Annotated in this window: 17 protein-coding genes; 8 read left to right on the top strand and 9 right to left on the bottom strand. The window is 70.2% G+C overall.

The features are described 5' to 3' along the window. Window positions 1-80: 80 nt before the first annotated feature. Window positions 81-1,010: a hypothetical protein gene (locus tag HUA75_RS12740; RefSeq protein ID WP_174486565.1), complete on the bottom strand. Its 930-nt coding sequence runs from the start codon at window positions 1,008-1,010 to the stop codon at window positions 81-83. 347 nt (window positions 1,011-1,357) lie between these two features. Here HUA75_RS12740 and HUA75_RS12745 point away from each other — a divergent pair, with 347 nt between their 5' ends. Continuing rightward, complete coding sequence (locus tag HUA75_RS12745) at window positions 1,358-1,768, top strand: response regulator (protein WP_141640431.1); 411 nt, start codon at window positions 1,358-1,360, stop codon at window positions 1,766-1,768. Here the strand turns inward: HUA75_RS12745 and HUA75_RS12750 are convergent. From HUA75_RS12750 to HUA75_RS12760, 3 genes are all read right to left on the bottom strand, one after another. Then, window positions 1,758-2,627: a hypothetical protein gene (locus tag HUA75_RS12750; protein WP_174486566.1), complete on the bottom strand. Its 870-nt coding sequence runs from the start codon at window positions 2,625-2,627 to the stop codon at window positions 1,758-1,760. The genes HUA75_RS12745 and HUA75_RS12750 overlap by 11 nt on opposite strands. Window positions 2,628-2,813: 186 nt before the next feature. Next, window positions 2,814-4,316: a hypothetical protein gene (locus HUA75_RS12755; protein WP_174486567.1), complete on the bottom strand. Its 1,503-nt coding sequence runs from the start codon at window positions 4,314-4,316 to the stop codon at window positions 2,814-2,816. Between the two features lie 179 nt (window positions 4,317-4,495). Further along, window positions 4,496-4,876: a hypothetical protein gene (locus HUA75_RS12760; RefSeq protein ID WP_141640434.1), complete on the bottom strand. Its 381-nt coding sequence runs from the start codon at window positions 4,874-4,876 to the stop codon at window positions 4,496-4,498. 178 nt (window positions 4,877-5,054) lie between these two features. On the opposite strand from HUA75_RS12760, the gene HUA75_RS12765 reads away from it, so the two are divergent. Continuing rightward, on the top strand, window positions 5,055-5,903 hold the full coding sequence (locus HUA75_RS12765) for an HAD family hydrolase (RefSeq protein ID WP_174486568.1): 849 nt from the start codon (window positions 5,055-5,057) through the stop codon (window positions 5,901-5,903). Between the two features lie 82 nt (window positions 5,904-5,985). After that, the gene (locus tag HUA75_RS12770) at window positions 5,986-6,513 is read left to right on the top strand and encodes a hypothetical protein (RefSeq protein ID WP_141640436.1); all 528 of its coding nucleotides are present in this window, start codon (window positions 5,986-5,988) and stop codon (window positions 6,511-6,513) included. Between the two features lie 100 nt (window positions 6,514-6,613). Here the strand turns inward: HUA75_RS12770 and atpA are convergent, their stop codons facing one another. From atpA to atpH, 3 genes are all read right to left on the bottom strand, one after another. Then, window positions 6,614-8,161 carry a F0F1 ATP synthase subunit alpha gene (atpA, locus tag HUA75_RS12775; RefSeq protein ID WP_141640437.1) on the bottom strand — a complete coding sequence of 516 codons (1,548 nt, stop codon included), beginning with the start codon at window positions 8,159-8,161 and terminating at the stop codon, window positions 6,614-6,616. Between the two features lie 205 nt (window positions 8,162-8,366). Then, window positions 8,367-9,842 carry a PAS domain-containing protein gene (locus HUA75_RS12780; RefSeq protein WP_141640438.1) on the bottom strand — a complete coding sequence of 492 codons (1,476 nt, stop codon included), beginning with the start codon at window positions 9,840-9,842 and terminating at the stop codon, window positions 8,367-8,369. Window positions 9,843-9,987: 145 nt separating this feature from the next. Then, on the bottom strand, window positions 9,988-10,533 hold the full coding sequence (gene atpH, locus HUA75_RS12785; RefSeq protein WP_141640439.1) for an ATP synthase F1 subunit delta: 546 nt from the start codon (window positions 10,531-10,533) through the stop codon (window positions 9,988-9,990). A 156-nt stretch (window positions 10,534-10,689) separates the two neighbouring features. Here atpH and HUA75_RS12790 point away from each other — a divergent pair, with 156 nt between their 5' ends. The 4 genes from HUA75_RS12790 to HUA75_RS12805 all read left to right on the top strand — a co-directional run bounded on the left by HUA75_RS12790 (window position 10,690) and on the right by HUA75_RS12805 (window position 17,600). Next, window positions 10,690-12,513, top strand: a complete 1,824-nt coding sequence (locus HUA75_RS12790; protein ID WP_141640440.1) for an Hsp70 family protein — start codon at window positions 10,690-10,692, stop codon at window positions 12,511-12,513. Window positions 12,514-12,515: 2 nt separating this feature from the next. Next, entirely contained in the window at window positions 12,516-13,685 is a 1,170-nt protein-coding gene (locus tag HUA75_RS12795) for a TIGR02266 family protein (RefSeq protein ID WP_141640441.1), read from the top strand. Window positions 13,686-13,856: 171 nt separating this feature from the next. Next, window positions 13,857-15,992 carry a beta-propeller domain-containing protein gene (locus tag HUA75_RS12800; RefSeq protein ID WP_174486569.1) on the top strand — a complete coding sequence of 712 codons (2,136 nt, stop codon included), beginning with the start codon at window positions 13,857-13,859 and terminating at the stop codon, window positions 15,990-15,992. Between the two features lie 189 nt (window positions 15,993-16,181). After that, window positions 16,182-17,600 (top strand): MATE family efflux transporter, encoded by a 1,419-nt coding sequence (locus tag HUA75_RS12805; RefSeq protein ID WP_141640443.1) that lies wholly within the window; start codon window positions 16,182-16,184, stop codon window positions 17,598-17,600. Window positions 17,601-17,628: 28 nt separating this feature from the next. Here HUA75_RS12805 and HUA75_RS12810 read toward each other — a convergent pair whose 3' ends face one another. Further along, window positions 17,629-18,342, bottom strand: coding sequence for an esterase family protein (locus HUA75_RS12810; RefSeq protein WP_174486570.1), 714 nt, complete (start codon window positions 18,340-18,342; stop codon window positions 17,629-17,631). 317 nt (window positions 18,343-18,659) lie between these two features. Between HUA75_RS12810 and HUA75_RS12815 the strand changes: the two genes are divergently transcribed. Beyond that, a complete protein-coding gene (locus HUA75_RS12815; RefSeq protein WP_174486571.1) occupies window positions 18,660-19,466 on the top strand; it encodes a hypothetical protein in 807 nt (268 codons plus the stop codon). 91 nt (window positions 19,467-19,557) lie between these two features. Here HUA75_RS12815 and HUA75_RS12820 read toward each other — a convergent pair whose 3' ends face one another. Beyond that, a complete protein-coding gene (locus tag HUA75_RS12820; RefSeq protein WP_174486572.1) occupies window positions 19,558-21,066 on the bottom strand; it encodes an aldehyde dehydrogenase family protein in 1,509 nt (502 codons plus the stop codon). Window positions 21,067-21,154: the final 88 nt, after the last annotated feature.

Consider the following 21,154-nt stretch of genomic DNA (forward strand, 5'->3'; position numbering starts at 1 on the left):
GGCGGCTCCGGCCCGTCGTGTGAGCAGGGCATGACGGGCCGCTCGTGCGTGCGCGCGGCCCGTGGAGAGGTGCCCGGGGACTAGAAGGTCAACCCGAGGCCGAAGTACGGCCCGCCGAAGCCTTCCTCGTGCTCGACGCCGTCCACGTGTCCGGCGTCGTTGAGGTACAGCGCGCGCCAGCCGCCGCGCAGGTTGAAGCCTCCCAGGTGCAGGGCCATGCCCGCCTGCGCATCCACCTGGCGGTGGGGAAAGGGCGTGGCATTCACGCGCGCTTCCACGTCCAGCGGTGAGGCGCCGATGCAGGCCTCCACGGACGCGCCGAAGCTGGGGCCCACGAAGATGACGCTGGGGGCGTGGGCGCTCGTCAGGCCCGCTTCGACCCGCACGCGCCCGCGGGCGCTGGCCCACAGGGCCGCTGTCACCCGCGCGCTCAAGAGGGTGATGCGGTCCACCTTGTCGGAGCCGTCCTCCGCCCGGAGCGTCAGGCCGGTGATGCGGGTGTCCAACCCCATGCGCCGGCCCTCCATGGCCATGAAGAGTCCCATGGCGCCGCCGCCGGTGAGCCAGTCCGCCTGCGCGCCCAGGCGCACCAGGAGCGGCACGGGCTCGTCGCGCCGGCGCTCCGTGCGCGTGGTGGCGTTCAGCCGGGGCGAAGCCGAGGCCCCCGCGGCGCCCACTCCGACGACGGCGGCGCTCACGGGGACGCGGGCCCGTCGCCGCCGCCTGCGGGGCGCGTCGTCCTGGGCGTCACGCTCCTTGCCAATGGCTGTCGCGGGGTGCTCGCGCGCGGAGCGCCCGTCGCTCGAGCCCTGTCCGACGGGTGTGGCGGGATGCTCACGCGAGCGGCGCTCGTGGCTCGCGTCCGGGCGGTCCGCGCCGCGCTCCGGGCGGGTGGTGCCTCCAGACGATGACGGCGTGGAGCGCTTGCCGAAGCGGGCCTCGGCGGGGGCTCCGCCGAGCAGGAGGGTGGCGGTGAGCGCGGAGCCGAGCACGGCCTTCGATGAGGGCAAGGTCCACTCCTCTTCCTGGCGGGGGACGACGGGGGAGCGACATTCAAGGGCCGCCGGCCCCGCGCGGCCATGGTCCCCCGGGGTGGGCGGGCGTTGGCCAATCGCGCTTGTGTGGCATTGGGCAGCGCGCCGTCCAATGAGTGCGCACGGCCCGACACGTGGGAGGAATCGCCATTCACCGGCGGACGCTCGCCGTGCATCCCGGCCCTCCGCACCCCATCTCCTGGGCTCATCGCGCGGGGGAGCTGGGACTATCTGCCTGTCTGGACCGGGCGGATGCTCACGGTTCGACAGTGGGCGAAGGCCTCGCGGTGTGAACTGTGTCAGCGAGCTACGGAGGCACTAGGGTGGCAATCGTGACCCATGTGGTGATGCAGCCAACCGTGCTCCTGGTGGAAGACGACCCGGACCTGCGGGGCGCGATGGCGGAAGCGCTTCAGGACGAAGGCTACGACGTGGCCATGGCCATCAATGGCCGGGAGGCCCTGCGCGTGCTCGTGTCGCTGGAGGTGCCGTGTCTGGTGTTGGTGGACCTGGAGACGCCGCGAGTGCAGGGCCTGGGGTTGCTGGAGACTCTGCAGCGGGACGCGCGCTTCGAGCAGTCGCGGGTGGTGGCCATGGCGGCGGAGCCGGGGCCCCGTCCGGCGAACGTGGTGGCGCTTTTGCGCAAACCCGTGCGGCTCAAGGACCTGATGGCCACGGTCCAGGAGCACTGCCCGGGACCGAGGCCGGAGGTGCCTCGACGAATCAGTAGGTGAGGCCCAGGCCGAAGAAGGGGCCGTGGAAGCCGTCGCGGTGGACGACCCCGTCCACGTGGCCCGCGTCGTCCAGCACCATGCCCCGGTAGCCGCCGCGCAGCACCAGCGCGCCCAGGTGCAGCGCCAGCGCGGCGCTCGCGTCCACCTGGCGGTAGGGGAAGGGCGTCATCTGCGCGCGCGCCTCGAAGTCGAGCGGTCCCGCGAGGCACGCCTCCAGGGACATGCCCAGGCTGGGGCCCACGAAGGAGATGTCCGGCGCGTTCGCGGTGCTGACACCCGCCTCCACGCGCAGCCGGACGCGCTCCAGGGAGACGAGCGCCCAGGTGAGGTGCGCCTCCACCAGCGTGATGCCGTCCGACGCGTCCGTGCCGTCATCGGCGTCCACGCTGATGCCGGTGATGCGCGCGTCCACGCCGAAGCGCCGGCCCTCCAGGCCGATGAAGAGGTCGCCCGCGCCGCCGCTGTTGACGGGCCCGGCCTGGAAGCCCACGCGGAAGGACAGGGGCGCCGCGTGACGCTCCTGCCGCAGCTCACCGCGGTGCCGGGGCTCGTCCACCACCATCAGCCGGTGGTTGCCGCCGGAGAACACGAAGGCGAGGAAGCCGATGCTGTCCGCGACGTCCGACGCGACGTGGCGCGAGTTGTTGCGCCGCCGCCGGGGCCTGTCGTCATCGTCATCGTCGTCGGAGTCCGAGTGGCCCACCGGCGTGGCCTCGTGCGTGTCGTTCTTGTCGTCGTCCTTCTTCGAGTCGAACTGCGAAGGACGGGAACGCTTGCCGAAGCGCGCCTCGGACGGCGTCGAGCCCAGCAGCAATCCCAGGGCAAGCACGGCGCTCAGGACGGAACGGAAAGAGAACACGGTGGGCTCCTCGGCGGTGGCCGGAACGAGGCAACGCGAGTCAGGACGGCCGGCCGCCTGCTTTATTCATACACCCATGGTGTATGGGATGCCGCCTGCCCCCTGGCCGGGCAGCCCTCGCGAGCCCACCGTGTCGCCGGGCCCGGGAGGTGGAAGCCGACCCCCCGGGCTGGTCGTGACGCGGTGCTACTTCCGGACGCAGAGCTTGGGGTTCTTCACGCAGGCCACGGCCAGGCATTCGCTGGCGGAGCGCGGCTCGCAGCCCTTCTTGCACTTGGGGGGCGAAACACTGAAGTCGCACTCGCCGCCGCCGCACGTGCTGCGGTCCGTCACGGGCAGCGCGTCGCAGGGGCTGTTCAGGTAGGTGGTGATGGGTTCGGGGTGGAAGACGCCGTCATCGTCGGAGCAGACCTCGAAGTCGCCGTCGCCTTGGACCTTGAAGCCATCGCCCACGGCGCAGCGGGGCGCCTGGGGGCTGGCGCTGCCGAACTCGCAGGGCCCCACGGTGCGGGCCAGGCAGCCGAAGGCGTTGTGGTCGCCGATGGTGGTGTTGGCGCAGATGCGCGAGGCCAGGTGCACGTCTCCGGCAATCCAGTCCTTGGCGAAGCAGGCGTGGACGTTCTGGTACGGGTAGCCGGTGAAGTTCGGCTTGGAGAGCTGGGGCAGGTAGGTGTCCATGTTGATGCTCACCTCCACGGACAGGGCCTTCGAGTCGAAGATGTTCCCGAAGAACGCTCCCTCGCGGAAGGTGAAGGCGCCGAAGGATGCGACGGGGTAGCGGCCCTGCGTGGTGCCGGGCCTCACCCACGAGCCCGGCGCTTCCATGCGGTTGAAGGGCGCGGACATGACGCTGTACCTGCCGCCGCGGGGGCAGAAGAACGTGGCGCTGGGGGCGTCGCCGCCGCAGTCGTTCTTCTCGGCCGCGGCCAGGGCGTCGCCGGCCTCGCAGCCCCAGGGCTTCTCACACACGCGCAGCACGCGGTGGCCGGAGATGGCGCCGAGCAGGCCGGTGCACGTGTCCGGCCTCGGCGCGCCGGCGGCCACCGTCACCTCCAGTCCCGGAGTGCAGGCGCCCACGCCCTCGCCCACCCAGCCACACTCGTCACCCAGGCCGGAGCCGCCCTTGTCGCACGGCAGGAACATGGGGTGCCATTGCTTGGTGTCACCGGTGGGGTTGAAGCGCAGGTCGTCCCGGGGGTCCTCGCCGCGCAGGGAGATTTCCACGGTGTGGCCGTAGGCGTTGTTGCGCGACAGCAGGCACGCGCTCACGTAGCCCAGGCACTGGGGGCTGGGCGCCGTGAAATCCCACTCCGGACACAGGGCCGCGCCTCCGCTGAAGGTGTACACGTTGCCCAGGCGGTCCTTCCACTCCACCTTGGAGGTCGGGCCCAGCGCGCACTCGACCAGGTAGTGCATGACGTTGCGCGCGGCCGGGTCCTCGAGCTGGTGCCTGAGGCGCCAGTCACCCGCGAAGGCGCGCGAGGTCAGCGGCTGCGAGATGAGTGCCTCGATGGAGCCCGCGTTGGTGGTGAGCGCGTTGAAGGCCAGGTCGGCGGTGGAGAGCGAGTTGAGGATGCGGATACCCGGCTCGGCCTCCGCGCGGGAGAGCGGGAGCAGCGCGGCCACGCACACGAGGGCGGCCAGCGCGGAGCGGAGGGGGGCGGGGAGTCGGAGGATGACGGAAGACATGCGGAAGGGACCTCGCGCGAAAAGGAGACTCGGAGTTGCGAGGTAGCACGTGGCGGGCCGACGCTCGCCTCGCAGTATTTCCGTGAGGTTGCGCGCGCGGCCCCGGTGCCCTGTTGCCCCCAGGTCCACAGCGGCGAGGGCAGGTGTGGACCTGGCGGCCACGTCGGAGCGCGCTCCCGTCAGCGGCGCGCGCTCTTCTTGCCTTTCGCCGAGCCCGAGCGGCGTGGCTCCGAGCGCCCCTGGCTCTGGGGTGCCTCGGGTGGCGCCAGGGAGCAGGCCGCCGCCGCGGTCAGCACCTCCGCCCGCGCGCTCTGGTGTTGCTGCTCCAGCACGCGCAGTCGTCGGGCCATGGCCTCGCGCAGCGCCTGCAGCTCGGCCACGCGGGCCTCGGACTCGGCCGCCTCGCGCTCCAGTTGCGCCCCGCGCTCCGCCAGCGCGGACACCGAGCGAGAGCTCGCCCAGGCCGCCGACCCGCAGAGCACGCACACTCCGGCGAGCAAGCCCCAGGGCAGCCACGCCCGGCGCCACAGCGCCGCCTCGTTTCGCCGCGTCGCTTCCATGCCCGCCCAAGGCTAGCGAGCCACCCGCTGTAGGACTCAAGGCGACGGCCCTGCCACTCGGGATTTACAGGGCGGCCTCAAGTTTACAGGGCCGAAATGATGTCACAGGCTTGATTCGGAACCCGGGCCGGGGCGTCATCCGGCCCCTTTTCCTCCAACTTCGGGAGTCGGTGGGCTGATGGCGATTGCTTGCGTGGTGCTGGACTTCGACGGGACCTTCACGGACGTGGCGACGGAGAGCGCGCCCTTCTTGAAACACTTTCGTGACGGACTGGTCCGCGCACTGGGGCAGGGGGTGGAGCAGGCCTGGGAGGAGGAAGTCGCGGCGCTGCGAGCGGGCGCCGACCTCCTGGGGTGGAACCTGGGCGGCAAGGTGGTGGCACCCGCGACGGCGGACCCGTACCTGACGGCCACGACGGCGGCGCACCGCATCTTCCAGCGGCTCTCCGTGGGCACCGACGAGGTGACGCGCTCGGAGGCCGTGCAGACGATGTATCGCGAGTCCTACGTGCACTCGGCCACGGCCTTCAAGCCGGAGGCGAAGGAGGTGCTGGAGGCGCTGCTCGCCACGGGCCTGCCCGTGACTGTCGTCACGAACGCGCACACGGAGCTGGTGGAGAAGAAGCTGGACACCCTGGCGCCCAAGGGCCGCGAGCGGCTGAAGGTCTCCGGCGACGCGCGCAAGTTCCTGTTGGACCCACCAGACGTGTCCGACGCGCGCTTCGACGCGCTGCCGGAGACGCAGACGCTGGACGGCGTGCTGCGCCGGCCCGTCTACCTGCGCCGGGGCCGCTACTTCGAGGCCCTCAAGCGCATCTGGGACACCACGGGCACGCGGCCCGAGGACACGCTGGTGGCTGGCGACATCTACGAGCTGGACCTGGCGCTGCCGGCCGCCCTGGGCGCGCACGTGCAGCTCGTCGCCCGTGACAACGTGCTGCCATACGAGCTGAAGGCCATCGAGGCGCTGGGCACTCGCGGTGGCGTGGACAAGAGCCTGCTCGCGCTCCTGCCTCGCCTGCGCTGACGCGGCCACCCGCCGATATGCTCCCGAGAGGCGCGGCGTTGACGAGACTGTCGTCCGCCGCGCCCTTTCATCGGAGCCCGCCATGTCCGTCAGCCGCTCGCTGTCGTCGTGCGTCCTCGCCGCCTGCATGTCCGCCTGCGCGACCTCGGCACAGGTGGCGCTGGAGGCGCACTCCGTCAGCGTCCAGCGTCCGGCGAGGGAGCCCGGCTGCGCGTTCGAGGTCTTCGAGGAGCGCGAGCCCCCGCGCCCCTATGCCGAGCTCGGCACCCTGGCGGTGACGGGCAACGAGTACCTGGGCGCGCAGGGCCGCAAGGAGCTGCTCCAGGAGACCGCCTGTTTGATGGGCGCGGACGCGGTGCTGCTGCCGCGCCCCTTGGAGCGCAAGGTGGCCGGCGGCCAGCGCGTGCGGGAGTACGAGGCCCGCTTCGTCGCCTGGACGGACGTGCCCGCCCGCGTGGCCTCGAGCGACGAGCCGCCACCCCTCCACCAACGCCCCCCACCCACGGCCCAGGAGGGCTACCTCATCATCCCCGTGGACCCGGAGTGGACGGGCGAGTCCGTTGGCACCGTGGAGCGCGAGGTGAAGCCCGCCGACGGCGCGAAGCGGTAGCCGAAGCAGGAGCCCGGGCACACGCCAGAAACACGAAGCCCCGCGTCCCAGGGAAGGGAGCGCGGGGCTCGGTGCGACGGGCCTTGGCGGCCGGAGAGTCTTAGACCTTCGCGCCCGGGGTGGGCTGGAAGACGTCGTTGAACTCCACGATGGCCTTGTTCAGCGAGGCCTTGATGTCATTGGTGAGCTCGCGCTTGGAGGCGATGTCCTTCGAGATGGTCGGGTACTTGCCGTCCGTGAAGTCCAGGAACTCACGCATCCAGCGCACCACGTCCGCGACGGGAATCTCGCGAATCCAGCCGCGCTTCTTGGGGTCGTCGCGGTTGGTGGCGGCGTAGATCTGCATGACCTGACGCTCGACGGGCAGCGGCTCGTACTGGCCCTGCTTGAGCAGCTCCACCATGCGGGCGCCGCGGGCCAGCGTCTCCTGCGTGGCCTTGTCGAGGTCCGAGCCGAACTGGGAGAAGGCGGCCAGCTCGCGGTACTGCGCGAGCTCCAGCTTCATGGTGCCGGCCACCTGCTTCATGGCCTTGATCTGCGCGGCGGAACCGACGCGGGACACCGACAGACCGACGTTGATGGCCGGGCGGACGCCGGCGAAGAACAGGTCCGTCTCAAGGAAGATCTGACCGTCGGTGATGGAGATGACGTTCGTCGGGATGTAGGCGGACACGTCGCCGGCCTGCGTCTCGATGATGGGCAGCGCCGTGAGCGAGCCCGCGCCCTCTTCGTCGGACAGCTTGGCGGCGCGCTCCAGCAGGCGGCTGTGCACGTAGAACACGTCGCCGGGGTACGCCTCACGACCCGGGGGGCGGCGCAGCAGCAGCGACAGCTGGCGGTATGCCACGGCCTGCTTGGACAGGTCGTCGTAGATGATGAGGGCGTGCATCTTGTTGTCGCGGAAGTACTCGCCGATGGCCACGCCCGCGTACGGCGCGAAGAACTGCATCGGGGCCGGGTCGGAGGCGTTCGCCGCGACCACCGTGGTGAACTCCATGGCGCCGAAGCGGTTGAGCTTCTCCACGACCTGGGCGACCGTCGACTGCTTCTGGCCGATGGCCACGTAGATGCAGTAAACGTTCAGGCCCTTCTGGTTGATGATGGTGTCGATGGCGACGGCCGTCTTGCCCGTCTGGCGGTCACCGATGATGAGCTCGCGCTGACCACGACCCACCGGCACCAGCGCGTCCAGCGCCTTGATGCCCGTCTGCAGGGGCTCGTGCACGCTCTTGCGCTTCACGATGCCGGGCGCCTTCACTTCCAGGCGGCGCGTCTCGGTGGCCTCGATGGGGCCCTTGCCGTCCAGGGGGAGGCCGAGCGGGTCCACCACGCGGCCCAGCAGGCCCTTGCCCACCGGCACGGAGGCGATCTGCTGGGTGCGCTTGACGACGTCACCCTCGCGGATGGCCTGGAAGTCACCCATGATGGCGACGCCGACGTTGTCCTCCTCGAGGTTCAGCACGAGGCCCTTCACGCCGTTGGTGAACTCCACCAGCTCACCGGCCTGCACGCCCTCGAGCCCGTAGATGCGCGCGATACCGTCACCCACGGACAGCACGGTGCCCGTCTCCGCGACGGTGACCTTCTTGCCGTAGTCCTTGATCTGCTCCCGGATGATTCTGCTGATCTCGTCGGCGCGGATTTCCATGGGCGTTTTGCGTCCTCGAACAGGGGGCGGGCCGGGTCGGTTCGGGTCCGCCGAAAGCTAGAAGTCGGGGCCCCTTACCACGCACCCCTACCCACTGCAATGCGCACGACATTCGGGGCTCTCGGGGCATTATCAACCCGGTAAGCGACGGTGCCCCGGTGCCCGGCGAGCGAGGGAGCACAGCCCCTCCAGGCACGTGTGGCCGTCAGCGGCCGGGAGGCTCGCGGGGCAGCCAGACGACGAAGCGGGTTCCACCCTGGGAGGACTCCACCGTGAGGCGTCCCCCATGGGCCACGGCCACCTGGCGGGCGATGTAGAGCCCCAGGCCCAGGCCCTCCGCGCTGGCGGGGCGGCCCCGTCGGAAGGGCTCGAAGAGGGTGGCGTGCTCCTCCACCGGCACCGTCAGCGAGTCATTGCGGATGGAGAGCGTCACGCCTCCCACCGAGCCCACCAGCTTCAACCACACCGGCGTGGTGTCCGTGCTGTGTTGCAGGACGCTGCCCAGCAGCGTGTCCGCCAACTGCGTCAGCCTCGCCTCGTCCCAGTGGCCGCGCAAATCCCCCTGCGTCTCCATCAGCAGGGTGCGGCCGGGGTGGGCCTGTCGCCGCTCGTCCAGCACCCGCTCCACCAGCCGGTCCAGCATCAGCGACTCCGGGCGCACCGGCAGCCCGCCGGCCAGCCGGGCCCGGGTGAAGTCCAGCAGCTCGTGGATCATCCGCTCCATCCGCCGGGCCGCCTGGGCCATGTGGCCCACCAGTCGCTGCTGGGGCTCTTCCATTCCTCCCAGCCGCTGCAGGGCGCCGGTGCCCATCTGGATGGTCTGCAGGGGCGTCCGCAAGTCATTGCCCACCACGCCCAGCAGCTGCTCCCGGAAGTGCTCGGTGCGCTCCGTCCGCTCCTCCGCCGCCTTGCGGCCGCTGATGTCCCAGATGGCGGCGAGTCGCACCTGCCGGCCTTCCCACAGGACGTGCTTGCCCAGCACCTCCAGGGGAATGCGCTGGCCGTCCCGGCGCACGCACATCACCTCGTAGGGCGTCTCCACCCCCCGGGCGACGGCGGACATGACGGCGGGGCGGTATTCGGGGGACACCCACTCGATGAGGTGGTGGCCGATCAAATCCCGGGGCGAGTCGTGGCCCAGGAGGTGGGCCAGCGCACGGTTGGCGTCCAGGACGACGCCGTTCTCATGCAGGAAGTGCCCGTCGCAGGCCACGTCCGCGAGGCTGCGCATGTGCGATTCGCGCTCCCGAAGCCGGGCCTCCTCGTGCGTCCGCGCCGTGTCGTCGCGCATCCACATCACCACGCCCGTGAGCACGCCGGCCTGGTGCGCCGGGGACAGCGCCACGCGCAGGCTGCGCTCTCCACTCGTCGACGACAGCACCCCCGTCACTGGCGCCTCCACCACACTCTCACCAGAGAGCGCGCGAGACAGCAGCGGGGCCAGGGACACCGCCAGCTTGGGCCACAGGTCGACGAGCGGGCGCCCCAGGTGGGCCCGCATCTCCATGCCGGAAAGCGACGCCAGCGCGCCATTCACCCACACGGTCCGCAGCTCCCTGTCCAACAGGGCGATGCCACAACCCGTCGCGTTCAGTACCGCGCCAAGGAAGGGCCAGGCCTCTTCGGGGGCGACCGCGAAGAGCGGGCCACCGGGGAGGGGGTGAAGCAGGGACTGCGGCATGTTGAGGTCGTCCAGAAAACCCGGGGTTACCCCGCGTTCCCCCGAGTATACCTCTCTCCAGGGGCAACGGGAAATGCCGGTTTGCCCCGGACTGCGGGGTGCAGGGACGACCTGCGGAGTGGGCCGCCAGACGGCGGCCGTACTCTTAGTGCTGCTTCAACTCGCGGCGCATCTCCTCCAACTGGGTGCGGAGGCTGCCGTCGTAGAGGATGCTGCCCACCTGGGCGGACACGCCACCGAGGAGGCTGGGGTCCACGCGCGTCTCCAGGATGACGTCGCGCTGGGTGATCTGCTGGAGCGACTGGCGGAGCGCGGCCAGGGTGTCGGCGGGAAGGGTGGCGGCGGTGGTGACGTTGCCGCGCACGCGTCCGGCCCGGCTGTCGGCCATGTCGCGGAAGACGCGGGCGATGTCGGCGACGTAGGGCAGGCGGTTGCGGTCCACCAGCAGCCGCAGGGTGTTGGCCAGCACCGGCTCCAGGTTGGGGACCAGCTTCATGACCCCTTCCACCACCTGCGCTCGCTGCGCGCGGGAGTAGATGGGGTTGTGGAGCACGTCCGTCATCTCCGGGTTCTTCGCGAAGATATCCGCGAAGGAGGAGAGCTGCTCGGCGACGGCATCAATGCGGCCCACCTCCGACGAGACGTCGAGGAGGGCACGGGCGTAGCGGCGGGCAATGGACACGTTCACCATGGCGGTCGCGCCCTTAGCATGGTGCTCCAGGGGCGTCCACCTCCGCGGCCAACGTGCCTGGCCGGACAGGGAAGCGACGCGCGGAGGGCAGGTCTGACGAGAGGGGGCTTGGCGAGGAGGCGGCAAGACCCGTACCGTGGGGTCCCGACCGCCCCCATGCACGACCCCGTCATCGGCATCGACCTGGGTACCACCAACAGCGCCGTCGCCACCGTGGAGGACGGCCGACCGCGCCTGATCCCCTCGCGCGCGGGAGGCCGCCTCACGCCTTCCGTGCTCGGTGTGACGAAGGCCGGCGAGCGCGTCGTGGGGCAGCAAGCCCAAGCGCTCGCGGAGGAGCATCCCGACTCCGTTGTCTGGGCCACGAAGCGCTTCCTTGGCCGGCGCTACACGCCGGAATTGGTGCAACAAGCAAAGGCCCTCGTTCCATATCCACTGGTCGCCGGTCCCTCCGGAGACGTTCGCGTGAAGCTGGCCGGGCGCGTGCTGCCCGTCACCCAGGTCTCCGCGATGATTCTGGGGGAGCTGGCGCTCGACGCGCAGGCGCACTTCGGCCGCACCGTCACCAAGTGTGTCATCACCGTCCCCGCCAACTTCGACGACAACCAGCGCCAGGCCACGCGGGAAGCGGCCTCCATCGCCGGGCTGGATGTGGTGCGGCTGGTGAACGAGCCGACCGCGGCGGCGCTCGCGTACGGCCTGTCACGCGGCTTCGAGGGCAGCGCGCTGGTGTTTGATTTGGGCGGCGGCACGTTCGATGTCTCCATCCTCGACGTGAAGTCCGGCGTCTTCGAGGTGCGGGCCACTGGCGGCGACCCTCGCCTGGGTGGCGAGGACTTTGATCAACGCATCGTCCAATGGCTGCTCGCGCAGGTGGACGACGAGCTCCGCCATGTCGTGTCCCAGGATGCGCAGAGCCTGCGGCGCCTGAAGGTCGCGGCGGAGGCGGCCAAGCGCGAGCTGACCGAGCACGAGGAGGCGACCGTCTCCGTGTCGGGGCTGGGCGACCATTCCACGGGAGGCCGGCGCACGGAGCTGGAGACGGTGCTCACGCGCTCCTTCTTCGAGACGCTGTCGGAGCCGCTGTCGCGCCGCTGCCTGGAGGTGTGTCAGGGCGTGATGCATGAAGCGAAGATGAACCCGCGCTCGGTGGACGTGGTGCTGCTGGTGGGCGGCATGACGCGCGTGCCGCTGGTGCGCCGGCTGGTGGCGGACTTCTTCGGCCGCGCGCCGTCCACGGACGTGCACCCGGACGAGGCCGTGGCGCTGGGCGCGGCGGTGCAGGCGGACGAGCTGTTGCGCCAGTCGGGGCAGGCGCTGCTGTTGGACGTGGCCAGCCAGAGCCTGGGCGTGGGCGTGCTGGGCGGACGCGTGAAGCGGCTCATCGCGAAGAACACGGGCGTGCCCGTCGTCGCGCGCGACATCTTCTTCCCCGGGACGTCCGGCCAGGCCGAGGCGCGCATCCCCGTGTACCAGGGCGAGAGCGAGTTCCAGGACGAGAACCACAAGCTGGGCGAGGTGGTGCTCAAGAACCTGCACGTGGCCGCGCGTGGTGACGTGCCGCTGGAGGTCGTCTTCGAGCTGTCCGGCGAGGCGATTCTGTCCGTGAAGGCCACCGACCTGACCACCGGCAACATGGAGACGGTGCGCCTGGAGGCCCGCGCGGGTCTGCCGCACGGCGAGGCGGAGAAGCTGGGCGCGGAGCAGGCGAACTACGCGAAGTCGCAGGGCGTGGTGGACGCGAAGCGCGCGGAGGAGCTGTTCCGCAAGCTGCTGGAGCGCGGCGAGAAGCTGGCGCGGATGCTCCAGAAGAGCGCGCAGGAGAACCCCAGCCCTGAGGCCGACGCCGCGGTGGGCACGGTGCAGCGGCTGCTCGACGGCGGGCGTTCCGCGCTGGACAGCAAGGACGCGGCGAAGTGCGCCGCCATTGCCCGTCAGCTCACGCAGCTGTTGTCCGGCAAGCAGGAGCCGCGCGCCTGACCATGAATGCGCCCACCTCCACCACGCGCGAGGCCGTGTTCGTGGTGGATGACTCGCGCACGGCTCGCGAGGTGGTGAGGTTGCACCTGGCCCGGCTCGGCTGTGAGCCGGTGACGCTGGATGGCGGCGAGGCGTGTCTGTCGGAGCTCGCGCGCCGCGCGCCCATGCTCATCCTGATGGACCTGCGCATGGAGCGCATGCAGGGCGACGAGGTGTGCCGCGCGGTGAAGGCGCACCCGGCCGGCCGCAACGTGCCCGTCATCATGTTCACCTCCGCCGGCGAGCCGCATGAGGTCATGCACTGCTGGCGCGCGGGCGCGGACGACTTCCTGCCCAAGCCCGTGGCGCTGGAGGCTCTCCAGGCGAAGCTGGTGGCCGTGCGCGGCGCCCGCGAGCGCGCGAAGGAAGGTCCTCCCAAGGGCCGCCGCATGCTGCTCGTGGAGGGCGGGCGCTTCCTGCACACCTTCCTGGGCGGCGCGCTGGAACAGGAGGGACTGCACGTCCTCTACGCGCGCGACGCGGTGGACGCGGAGAAGCTCGCGAGCGAGCACGCGGCCCTGCTCGACGGCTTCCTCGTGGATGTCTCGCGAGCGCCGCGCGAGACGCTGGCCCTGGCCACGAAGCTGCGCGAGGCGAATCCGAAGAAGCCGCTGGTGCTCTTGTCGCGCGCGGAGGAGTCCGCGGACGTGCTGGCCCGCGCGCAGGTGCTCGCCGGGGCGCCGCTGTTGGAGAAGCGGCACCTGGGCGCGGATGAACTCCTGGGGCGGGTGCTGTCGCGGCTCGTCCCGGAGCGCGTGCCGCTGCGCGCCGCGGAGCGCGTGCCCTTCTTCACCGTGGTGGAGTTCGCCCCGGTGGGCGGTGGCGCGACGTTGACGGGCTTCAGCCACGACGCCAGCCCCGACGCCCTCTTCGTGCGCACCCTCACCCCCGCGCGCGAGGGCACCCGGCTGACGCTGAAGGTGCTGCTCGCCGGGCAGCGCACGCCCTGCTCGGCCGAGGCCACTGTTGTCTGGTCCAACCCGCCGCGCACCCCGGGCCCCTTCCGTGCTCCGGCCGGCATGGGCCTGCGACTGGAGCGCATGGACCCGGCGCTGACGCAGCAGTTCGTCCGCTTCGTGCCCAGGACCCACGGTTTTTCCCCCTCGGGGACTCCTCGCTCCTCAGGTTTCTGAGAGGCACTGTCTCCCGCAACCCCCTGGAAATCCCGGAGTCCTCTGTCTGCCCGGTGCTGGCATGACGGTGGCAAGAGCGCGCCCGGACCGTTGAGCCATCTGGACGTGGCGGGGCTGGACGAACCAGCTCGCGCGCCGGATGGGGCCAAGACGCGAAAAGGGAGGAGCCTCATGCGGCAATGGAAGCGCTACGGGTGGGTGGGACTGGCGGCGGTGGCGGCGGTGGGCTGCGGGGATGACCCGGAGTACCCGAAGGTAGAGAACGAACCGGTGCAGCAGCAGGCCCGGCTGGAGTCCTTCGAGGACTGTGCTCCGCTGGAGCAGTACATCGAGGACACGGCGACCCGGAGGATGCGCGCGTCGCTGGAGCAGATGCGGCCTCGCAATGGCGGCTGGCTGTTCGGTGACGGCTCGATGCCGCCCAGGGCGGACGCCCCCACGGAAGGCGACGCCAGCTCGGGAGGCGGCTCGCCGCGCGGGCCGGATGACTACACGGGCACCAACAACCAGGTGGCGGGCGTGCACGAGGCGGACTTCGTGCAGAACGACGGCACGCACATCTTCGTGCTGTCCGGACCCCGGCTGTACCTGCACCGCTCCTGGCCCGCGGAGCAGCTCACCCTGGCCTCGTCGATGGAAATCCAGGGCTGGCCCCGGGAGATGCTCTACGACAAGGAGCGCAAGCGGCTGGTCATCACCTCGCAGGTGGATGACGACCGTCCGGGACGTCCCACGGTGTGGGGCGGCTTGCTCACGGGCGCGCCCGTCATGGACTGCGCGGGCTTCCGGTGCGGCTACATGGGGGGCGACACGCTGAAGGTGACGGTGGTGGACGTGTCCAACCTGTCCTCGCCCCAGGTGAAGCAGCAGGTGTTCCTGCCGGGTTCGTACCTCAGCGCCCGTCGCATGGACGGCGCGGTGCGGCTGGTGTTGTCGGACGACTTCCGCTGGCCGGCGGACGTGCGCTTCTATCCCGAGTACTCGTCGTCGCTGGAGCGCAGCAAGAAGCAGATGAACGAGGCCATCGACGCGCTCCTCGTGAAGAACGAGCAGCTCATCCGGGCGCAGACGCTGGCGGACTGGGTGGCTCCGGGCAAGCACGTGGCCGAGGATGGAACCGTCACGCCGCTGCCCGTGTCGTGCGGGGACTTCTACCGCTCCAACGCGCCCACCGGGCTGGGCTTCGTGACGGTGCTGTCGCTGGACCTGGACGCCGCGGAGGGCGCGGCTCCCCTGGGCCGCACCAGCATCGTGTCGGCGCCCGGCACGGTGTACGCGTCCACGGAGGCGCTCTACCTGGCGGCGTCGCACTGGTGGTGGTGGCCGGAGGCGAACCAGTCCGACCACACGTACCTGCACAAGTTCGACCTCAGCGAGCCGAACCGCGCGACGTACGCGGGCAGCGGCACGCTGGAGGGCAGCCTGGTGAACCAGTTCGCCATGGACGAGCACGAGGGCGTGCTGCGCGTGGCCACCACGGTGAGCACCTGGCGCGTCGCCGACCCCACCAACAATGGCAATGACGGCGTGTCCGTCCCCAACTCGATGGAGACCCACAGCCGCGTCGTCACGTTCGGCGCCGAGGGCGGACACCTCCAGGAGCTGGGTCGCAGCGAGGACCTGGCGGCGGGCGAGCGCATCTTCAGCGCGCGCTTCGTGGGCAAGAAGGGCTACGTCGTCACCTTCCGCCAGACGGACCCGCTCTTCACCTTCGACCTGAGTGACCCGGCGCACCCGCGCAAGGTGGGCGAGCTGAAGATTCCGGGCTTCTCCACGTACATCCACCCGCTGGGTGACACGCACCTGCTCACCTTCGGCGAGGACCGAGCCGAGGACGGGACCTGGACCAGCCGCGCGCTGAAGCTGTCGCTGTTCGACGTGACGGATTTGGCCCACCCGAAGGAGGCCTTCACGCATCGGATGGGCGGGACGAACAGCTACAGCGACGCGCAGGGCGACCACAAGGCGTTCAACTTCTTCCCCGCCAAGGGCCTGCTGGCCCTGCCCTTCACGGACTGGAACTACAACAACGGGTACGACTACTGGACGGGCTTCACGAGCGAGCTGCGCGTGTTCCGCGTGGACACGGCCACGGGCTTCACGCCGGTGGGCGCGCTGTCGATGAAGGACGTGTACCAGCGCTTCAACGAGCCCCAGTGGAGCTGGTACTGGTCGCCCTCCGTGCGCCGCAGCGTCATGGCGGACGACTACGTGTACGCCATCACCGACGCCGGCATCCGCGCGTCGAAGGTGGGCTCGCTCCAGACGCCGGTGGCCACCACGGTGTTCCAGCCGCCCGTGCGCTGAAGTCGCACCCGCGCCGACGCGGGCGTGACATGACGTGATGGGTCGGGGCCCTCGGGACAGTGGATGTCCGGGGGCCCCTGTCTTTTTCAGGAGACGGTCCACCGCCCGGGCAGGTCAGGTGGGCGGGCAAAGAGGCGTCCCTCGCGATTGGCGCATTCCACTTCGGAAGGCGCTATAGGCCGGGCCGTCATGTCCACCGCCGTCGCACCTTCCGCTCCGTCTCAGCCGCCGCAAACCCGTCGGGGGCTCATCGTCGCGGAGTTTCGCGCGCTGACCCGGCTCGCCGTGCCCATCGCCATCGCCCAGGGCGGCCAGTCACTCATGGGCCTGGTGGACACGCTCGTGGTGGGTCGGGCCGGCACCTCAGCGCTGGCCTCGGTGGGGCTGGGCAATGGCCTGTTCTTCGCCATGAGCGGCTTCGGCATGGGCCTGATGATGGGCTTTGACCCGCTGCTGTCCCAGGCGGTGGGTGGCCGGGCCATGGCGCGGGCGCGGGCGCTGCTCTGGCAAGGCGGATGGATGTCCCTGTTCGCCGGACTGCTGTTGAGCGGATTGCTGTTGTTGACTCCGTTGCTGTTGCCACTGGCGGGCATTGGCGCGACGGAAATCGACGGCGCCTGGGACTACCTGCTGTGGCGCGCGCCGAGCATGCCTTTGATGCTGGCCTTCCTGACGATGCGCTCCTACCTCCAGTCCACCGCCTTCACGCGGCCCCTGGTGGTGGCGACGGTGCTCGCCAACGTCCTGAACCTGTTCGCGGACATCCTGCTGGTGTTTGGTGGCGCGGGGCTGCCGGAGTACTTCGGGCCGCTGCGCGCGGTGCCCGCGATGGGTGTGGCGGGCTCGGCGCTGGCGACGTCGCTGTGCACGTTGTTGCAGATGGGCGTGGTGGTGTACGCGGTGTCGAGGTTGCCCGCGGAGAGCGGCCCGAGGCCCACGCGCCTGCCGGTGTGGCGAGACCTGGCGCAGGCGGCCCGGGTGGGCGTGCCCATTGGCCTGCACATCGCCGCGGAGATTGGCGTCTTCGCCCTGGCCGGCGTGCTGGCCGCGGGGCTGGGGCCGGCCAGCGTGGGCGCGCATCAAATCGCCATCGCTTTTTCGAGCGTCACCTTCACGGTGGCCATGGGCATCGGCAACGCCGGCAGCGTCCGGGTGGGCTGGGCGGTGGGCGCGCATGACACGCCCAGGGCGCGGCTGAGCGGCTTCATGGCCTTCGCGGGAGGCGCGGGGTTCATGGCGGTAGGCGCCCTGGTGTTCGCCCTGTTCCCCACGGCGCTGGCGAAGTTGGCGGGCGCGCCGGACGACGTGCTGCCGCTGGTGGTGCCCCTGTTGATGGTGAGCGCCATCTTCCAGGTGTTCGACGGCGTGCAGGGCGTGGGCGCGGGCGTGCTGCGCGGGGCCGGGGACACGCGCTTCACCTTCCTGGCCAACATGGTGGGGCACTACGCCATCGGCCTGCCGCTCACCTGGCTCCTGGGCTTCAAGCTGGGGCTGGGCGTGGTGGGTATCTGGTGGGGCCTGTGCGCGGGCCTCATCGCGGTGGCCCTCTCGTTGCTCTGGCGCTTCAACCGCGTGAGCGCCGGCACGCTGCGCCCGCTCGAGTCCTGAGCGGGCCCGGCGCCTTGATGCCCGGCGACTACCAGGGCAGGTACTGCTGAATCATCTCCCGCCACACGGGCCAGTCGTGATTGCCGCCCTGCCAGATGGCGAGCTGGTGGGCCAGGTCCTTCTTCCAGAGCAGGCTGGAGAGGTGCTCGTTGGAGCCTCGGCAGAAGTCGTGCTCGCCCACCGCGAGCACCATCTCCACGCGCTGGAGCGCGGAGAGCTGGTTGCCGTCGGTGACGTTGGGCAGCCACTGCGTGGCGGAGTGGTAGTAGACGTCCGAGTCGTGGTGGCCGTCGAGGAACTCGTCCGTCTCGAACTTGCCGCCCATGGAGATGAGCCGGCGGAAGACGTCCGGATGGCGCAGGCCCACGTTGTACGTGTGGAAGCCGCCGAAGCTGCACCCGGCCAGCGTGAGCCGGCCTCCCGTGCTCCGACTCAAGAGCAGCGGCACCACCTCGTTCAAGAGATATGCCTCCCACTCCTGGTGGCGGGCGATGCGGTCATGGGGATGGATGGACTTGTTGAACCACGACTCCTCGTCCACCGAGTCCGGGCACACGACGACGTAGCGGCCGGACTGGATGCGGTCGGCGATGGCGCCGATGAGGCCGAAGTCCTCGGCCTGGTAGAAGCGCCCCCGACTGGTGGGGAGCAGCAGCACCGGTTCCCCGGAGTGGCCGAAGAGCAGCAACTCCATGTCCCGATGCAGGCGCTCGCTGTGCCAGCGGTGGTATTCGCGGTTCATGGCCGGCAACTTAACCGCGCCGCGTCAAGGACTGGCAATGGCGTGCGGGCAGAGCGTCCGCACTACGTACGACTGAACACCTCGCGCTGAGCGGAACGAAGAGGCCTCGCGGGGCTCGGAGCCGGGGTCCGCGCCGTCCCACCCCCGTGGCGTGTCGCGGGTGGATTCGCGAGGGATGAGAAACAGACATGTCTCAAGCACGCTTCCTCGAGGGAGCGGCTGGCTTTCGTCCCCACCTGGAGGGCTGAGCGCAACTTCCACGTTTGTCGGGTGATAATCGACGCGGGGCTTTCCCGTGTTTTGACTGAGGTCCGCACATGTCCAGCGTGAGTGGTAGTTCTGGCGGCAGCAGGGGCGCAGACAGCGCCAGCAGGTCTGAGTCCTCCACCCGGTCCGAATCGACCGAGTCCGCTCGCGCGGATGCGGCGAAGGCGGATGCGGCGAAGGCCGAGGCCGCGAAGGCGGAAGCGGCGAAGGCGGAAGCAGCGAAGGCCGCCGCGGCGGCTCAGGCGGTCCAGGCCTCCCTGCAGGTGGACGCCTTCACGGCGGCGCCCCCCGCGGCCCCGGTGGACATCAACCCCCAGCTGTCGATGCTCTCGCCCACGCCCATCTCGCAGCAGGTGGTTGCGGGGCAGCCGCCGGGCTTCACCGCGGCCTCGGTGTTGTCCGCCAACCCGCTGGGACAGCCGACCTCGTTCACGGGAACCCTGAGCACCCAGGGGCTGATGGCGGCGGCCAACCGCCTCGAGACGCCGGCGATGCGCGAGGCGTGGAGCGGCGCGCAGCTGGCGGCGCAGCGGGCCAAGGACATCTCGACGGAGATGGGGTTCTCGGTCTCCAGCACCAAGCGCACCAAGACGGGGTCGATTGGTTCGAAGTCCACCTCCGACCACCACACGTCGCAGACGAACGCGTACGCCTACGACTTCCCGGCGGAGGGCACGAAGGGCACCAAGCTGGCCGAGGCGATTGCCAAGGCCTACGGCTTTCCCGTCGACCAGCTCGGCACGTACCACAAGCAGCCGTTCACCTTCCAAGACAAGGAGTACCGGGTTCAGGTGCTCTGGGGCTCGAACATCGACCACGATGACCATGTCCACGTGGGCGTCCGCAACCTGGACTGACGCGGGCGCGGTGTGTTGACGCGAGGGCGAGCGCCTCGGGGTGAGTGACTCCCGGGGGCTCGCCCTTCGTCTTTCCTGGGGCCTGGCGAGGTCAGTCCGGCCAGTTGCCTTCGAGGGGATGAGGCCCGTCGGTGAAGGCTCGCACCAGGTGCGTGCCGCCGACGAAGGCGCCGGCCCAGGAGCCGCCCTTTCCTCCGAAGGACTCTTCGCGGTCTCCGCGTGAGCGCAGCTTGTTGATGCCGACCTTGAAGGCGTGGAGCCTTCCGGCGATGCGCTCGGCGAGGTCGGGGTCATCCGTCGCCACGGAGGCCACGAGCGCGCCGTTGGAGACGTTGGCCTCCCGGACCAGCTCCTCCTCGGAGTCGACGGAGATCAACACGTCGATGGGCCCGAAGGGCTCGCGCAGGTACAGCTCGCTGTCGCGATGGACGCCGAAGAGCAGGGTGGGAGGCAGGTAGGCGCCTCGCTCCTGCTGTGCGGTGAAGGCGTCGTCCGCGAGCTCGCCCTGGAACAGCACCGCGGTGCCGTGCTCCTTCGCGTCAGTGATGAGGGCGCGAAGCTCCTCGACCTTGCTCGGCGAGATGAGGGGCCCGAAGTCCACGGGCGCGCCCAGGAGCGGGTTGCCGACGCGGAGCGCGGACACGGCGTCCACGTACGTCCGCACGAATTTGGGGACGAGCGATTGCTCCACGACCCAGCGCGTGTAGGCGGTGCAGCGTTGCTTGCCGAAGTCGAAGCCCGCGCGAATCTGCTGGCCGAGCTTGTCCCAGTCCGAGAAGGAGGTGACGGCGTAGGCATTCACGCCTTCCATCTCCAGGGCGTAGCGCTTGTCGGTGGCGCGCAGGCGGCGGTGGACCTCGGCGCCGTTGGCTCGGCCGCCGATGAAGGCGACCCCGGCGATGCGCGGGTGGCCGACGAGTGATTCGGAGAGGTCTCTTCCGCGTCCACCCGCGAGCGAAACAGGCAGCTTCGCGCGGCGCAGCAGGGCGAAGGCGACGGTGAGCGAGACACCGCCCCCTTGCGTCGGAATCTTCGCGATGACCGAGTTGCCCGCGAGCGTCTGGACGAGCACGTTGAGCAGCAGCACGGAGAAGGGATAGTTCCAGGAGGCGATGTTCGACACGAGGCCGAGCGGTTGCCGGCTTTCGAGCATCGGGCCCATCTGCTCCAGGTACCACTCGATGCCCGCGAGACACCGGTCCACGTCGTTGTAGGCCGTGGGCAGTGTCTTGCCGATATCCCACGCGAGGATTCGCACGAGCAGGTCGCGGTGCTCCTTGAGCAGGTCCACCGCGGCGATGACGGCGCGGCTGCGGTCCTCGAGGGAGTGGGCGGCCCACGGGATGAACTCGCCGGCGGCCTTCTCGACGCCCGTGGCGACCTGGGCGGCGTCGAGCAAAGGCAGCTCGGCGAGGACCTTTCCGTCGATGGGTGAGATGGCGTCGAACCAGGCAGGCGGACGGACCCACGCGCCCGCGATGGGAGAGAGCAGTCGGCCTTGAGAGTCGAAAGCCTCCGGGACGACCCGTCTGGCTTCAGCCAGCAGGCGGCGGCTTTCGAGGTGAAGAAGGGGCTCGCCAACGAGTTCGGTATTCAGCACGGTACACCTCCTCGCGCGTCGGGATTCACTCTGAATCCACTGAAGCCGAGACTCATGACGAGCCGCGGCGTGGGCGGAATATCGTCAC

It is taken from the genome of Myxococcus sp. CA040A, assembly GCF_013336725.1.
Classification (GTDB): Bacteria; Myxococcota; Myxococcia; order Myxococcales; family Myxococcaceae; genus Myxococcus; species Myxococcus llanfairpwllgwyngyllgogerychwyrndrobwllllantysiliogogogochensis.

Bases quoted from the DNA above. Each gene is read 5' to 3' on its own strand.
- HUA75_RS12795 (WP_141640441.1), top strand. From the start codon at position 12,516: ATGAATGCGCCCACCTCCACCACGCGCGAGGCCGTGTTCGTGGTGGAT.
- atpA (WP_141640437.1), bottom strand. From the start codon at position 8,161: ATGGAAATCCGCGCCGACGAGATCAGCAGAATCATCCGGGAGCAGATC.
- HUA75_RS12815 (WP_174486571.1), top strand. From the start codon at position 18,660: ATGTCCAGCGTGAGTGGTAGTTCTGGCGGCAGCAGGGGCGCAGACAGC.
- HUA75_RS12765 (WP_174486568.1), top strand. From the start codon at position 5,055: ATGGCGATTGCTTGCGTGGTGCTGGACTTCGACGGGACCTTCACGGAC.
- HUA75_RS12810 (WP_174486570.1), bottom strand. From the start codon at position 18,342: ATGAACCGCGAATACCACCGCTGGCACAGCGAGCGCCTGCATCGGGAC.
- atpH (WP_141640439.1), bottom strand. From the start codon at position 10,533: ATGGTGAACGTGTCCATTGCCCGCCGCTACGCCCGTGCCCTCCTCGAC.
- HUA75_RS12790 (WP_141640440.1), top strand. From the start codon at position 10,690: ATGCACGACCCCGTCATCGGCATCGACCTGGGTACCACCAACAGCGCC.
- HUA75_RS12755 (WP_174486567.1), bottom strand. From the start codon at position 4,316: ATGTCTTCCGTCATCCTCCGACTCCCCGCCCCCCTCCGCTCCGCGCTG.
- HUA75_RS12770 (WP_141640436.1), top strand. From the start codon at position 5,986: ATGTCCGTCAGCCGCTCGCTGTCGTCGTGCGTCCTCGCCGCCTGCATG.
- HUA75_RS12800 (WP_174486569.1), top strand. From the start codon at position 13,857: ATGCGGCAATGGAAGCGCTACGGGTGGGTGGGACTGGCGGCGGTGGCG.
- HUA75_RS12760 (WP_141640434.1), bottom strand. From the start codon at position 4,876: ATGGAAGCGACGCGGCGAAACGAGGCGGCGCTGTGGCGCCGGGCGTGG.
- HUA75_RS12805 (WP_141640443.1), top strand. From the start codon at position 16,182: ATGTCCACCGCCGTCGCACCTTCCGCTCCGTCTCAGCCGCCGCAAACC.
- HUA75_RS12780 (WP_141640438.1), bottom strand. From the start codon at position 9,842: ATGCCGCAGTCCCTGCTTCACCCCCTCCCCGGTGGCCCGCTCTTCGCG.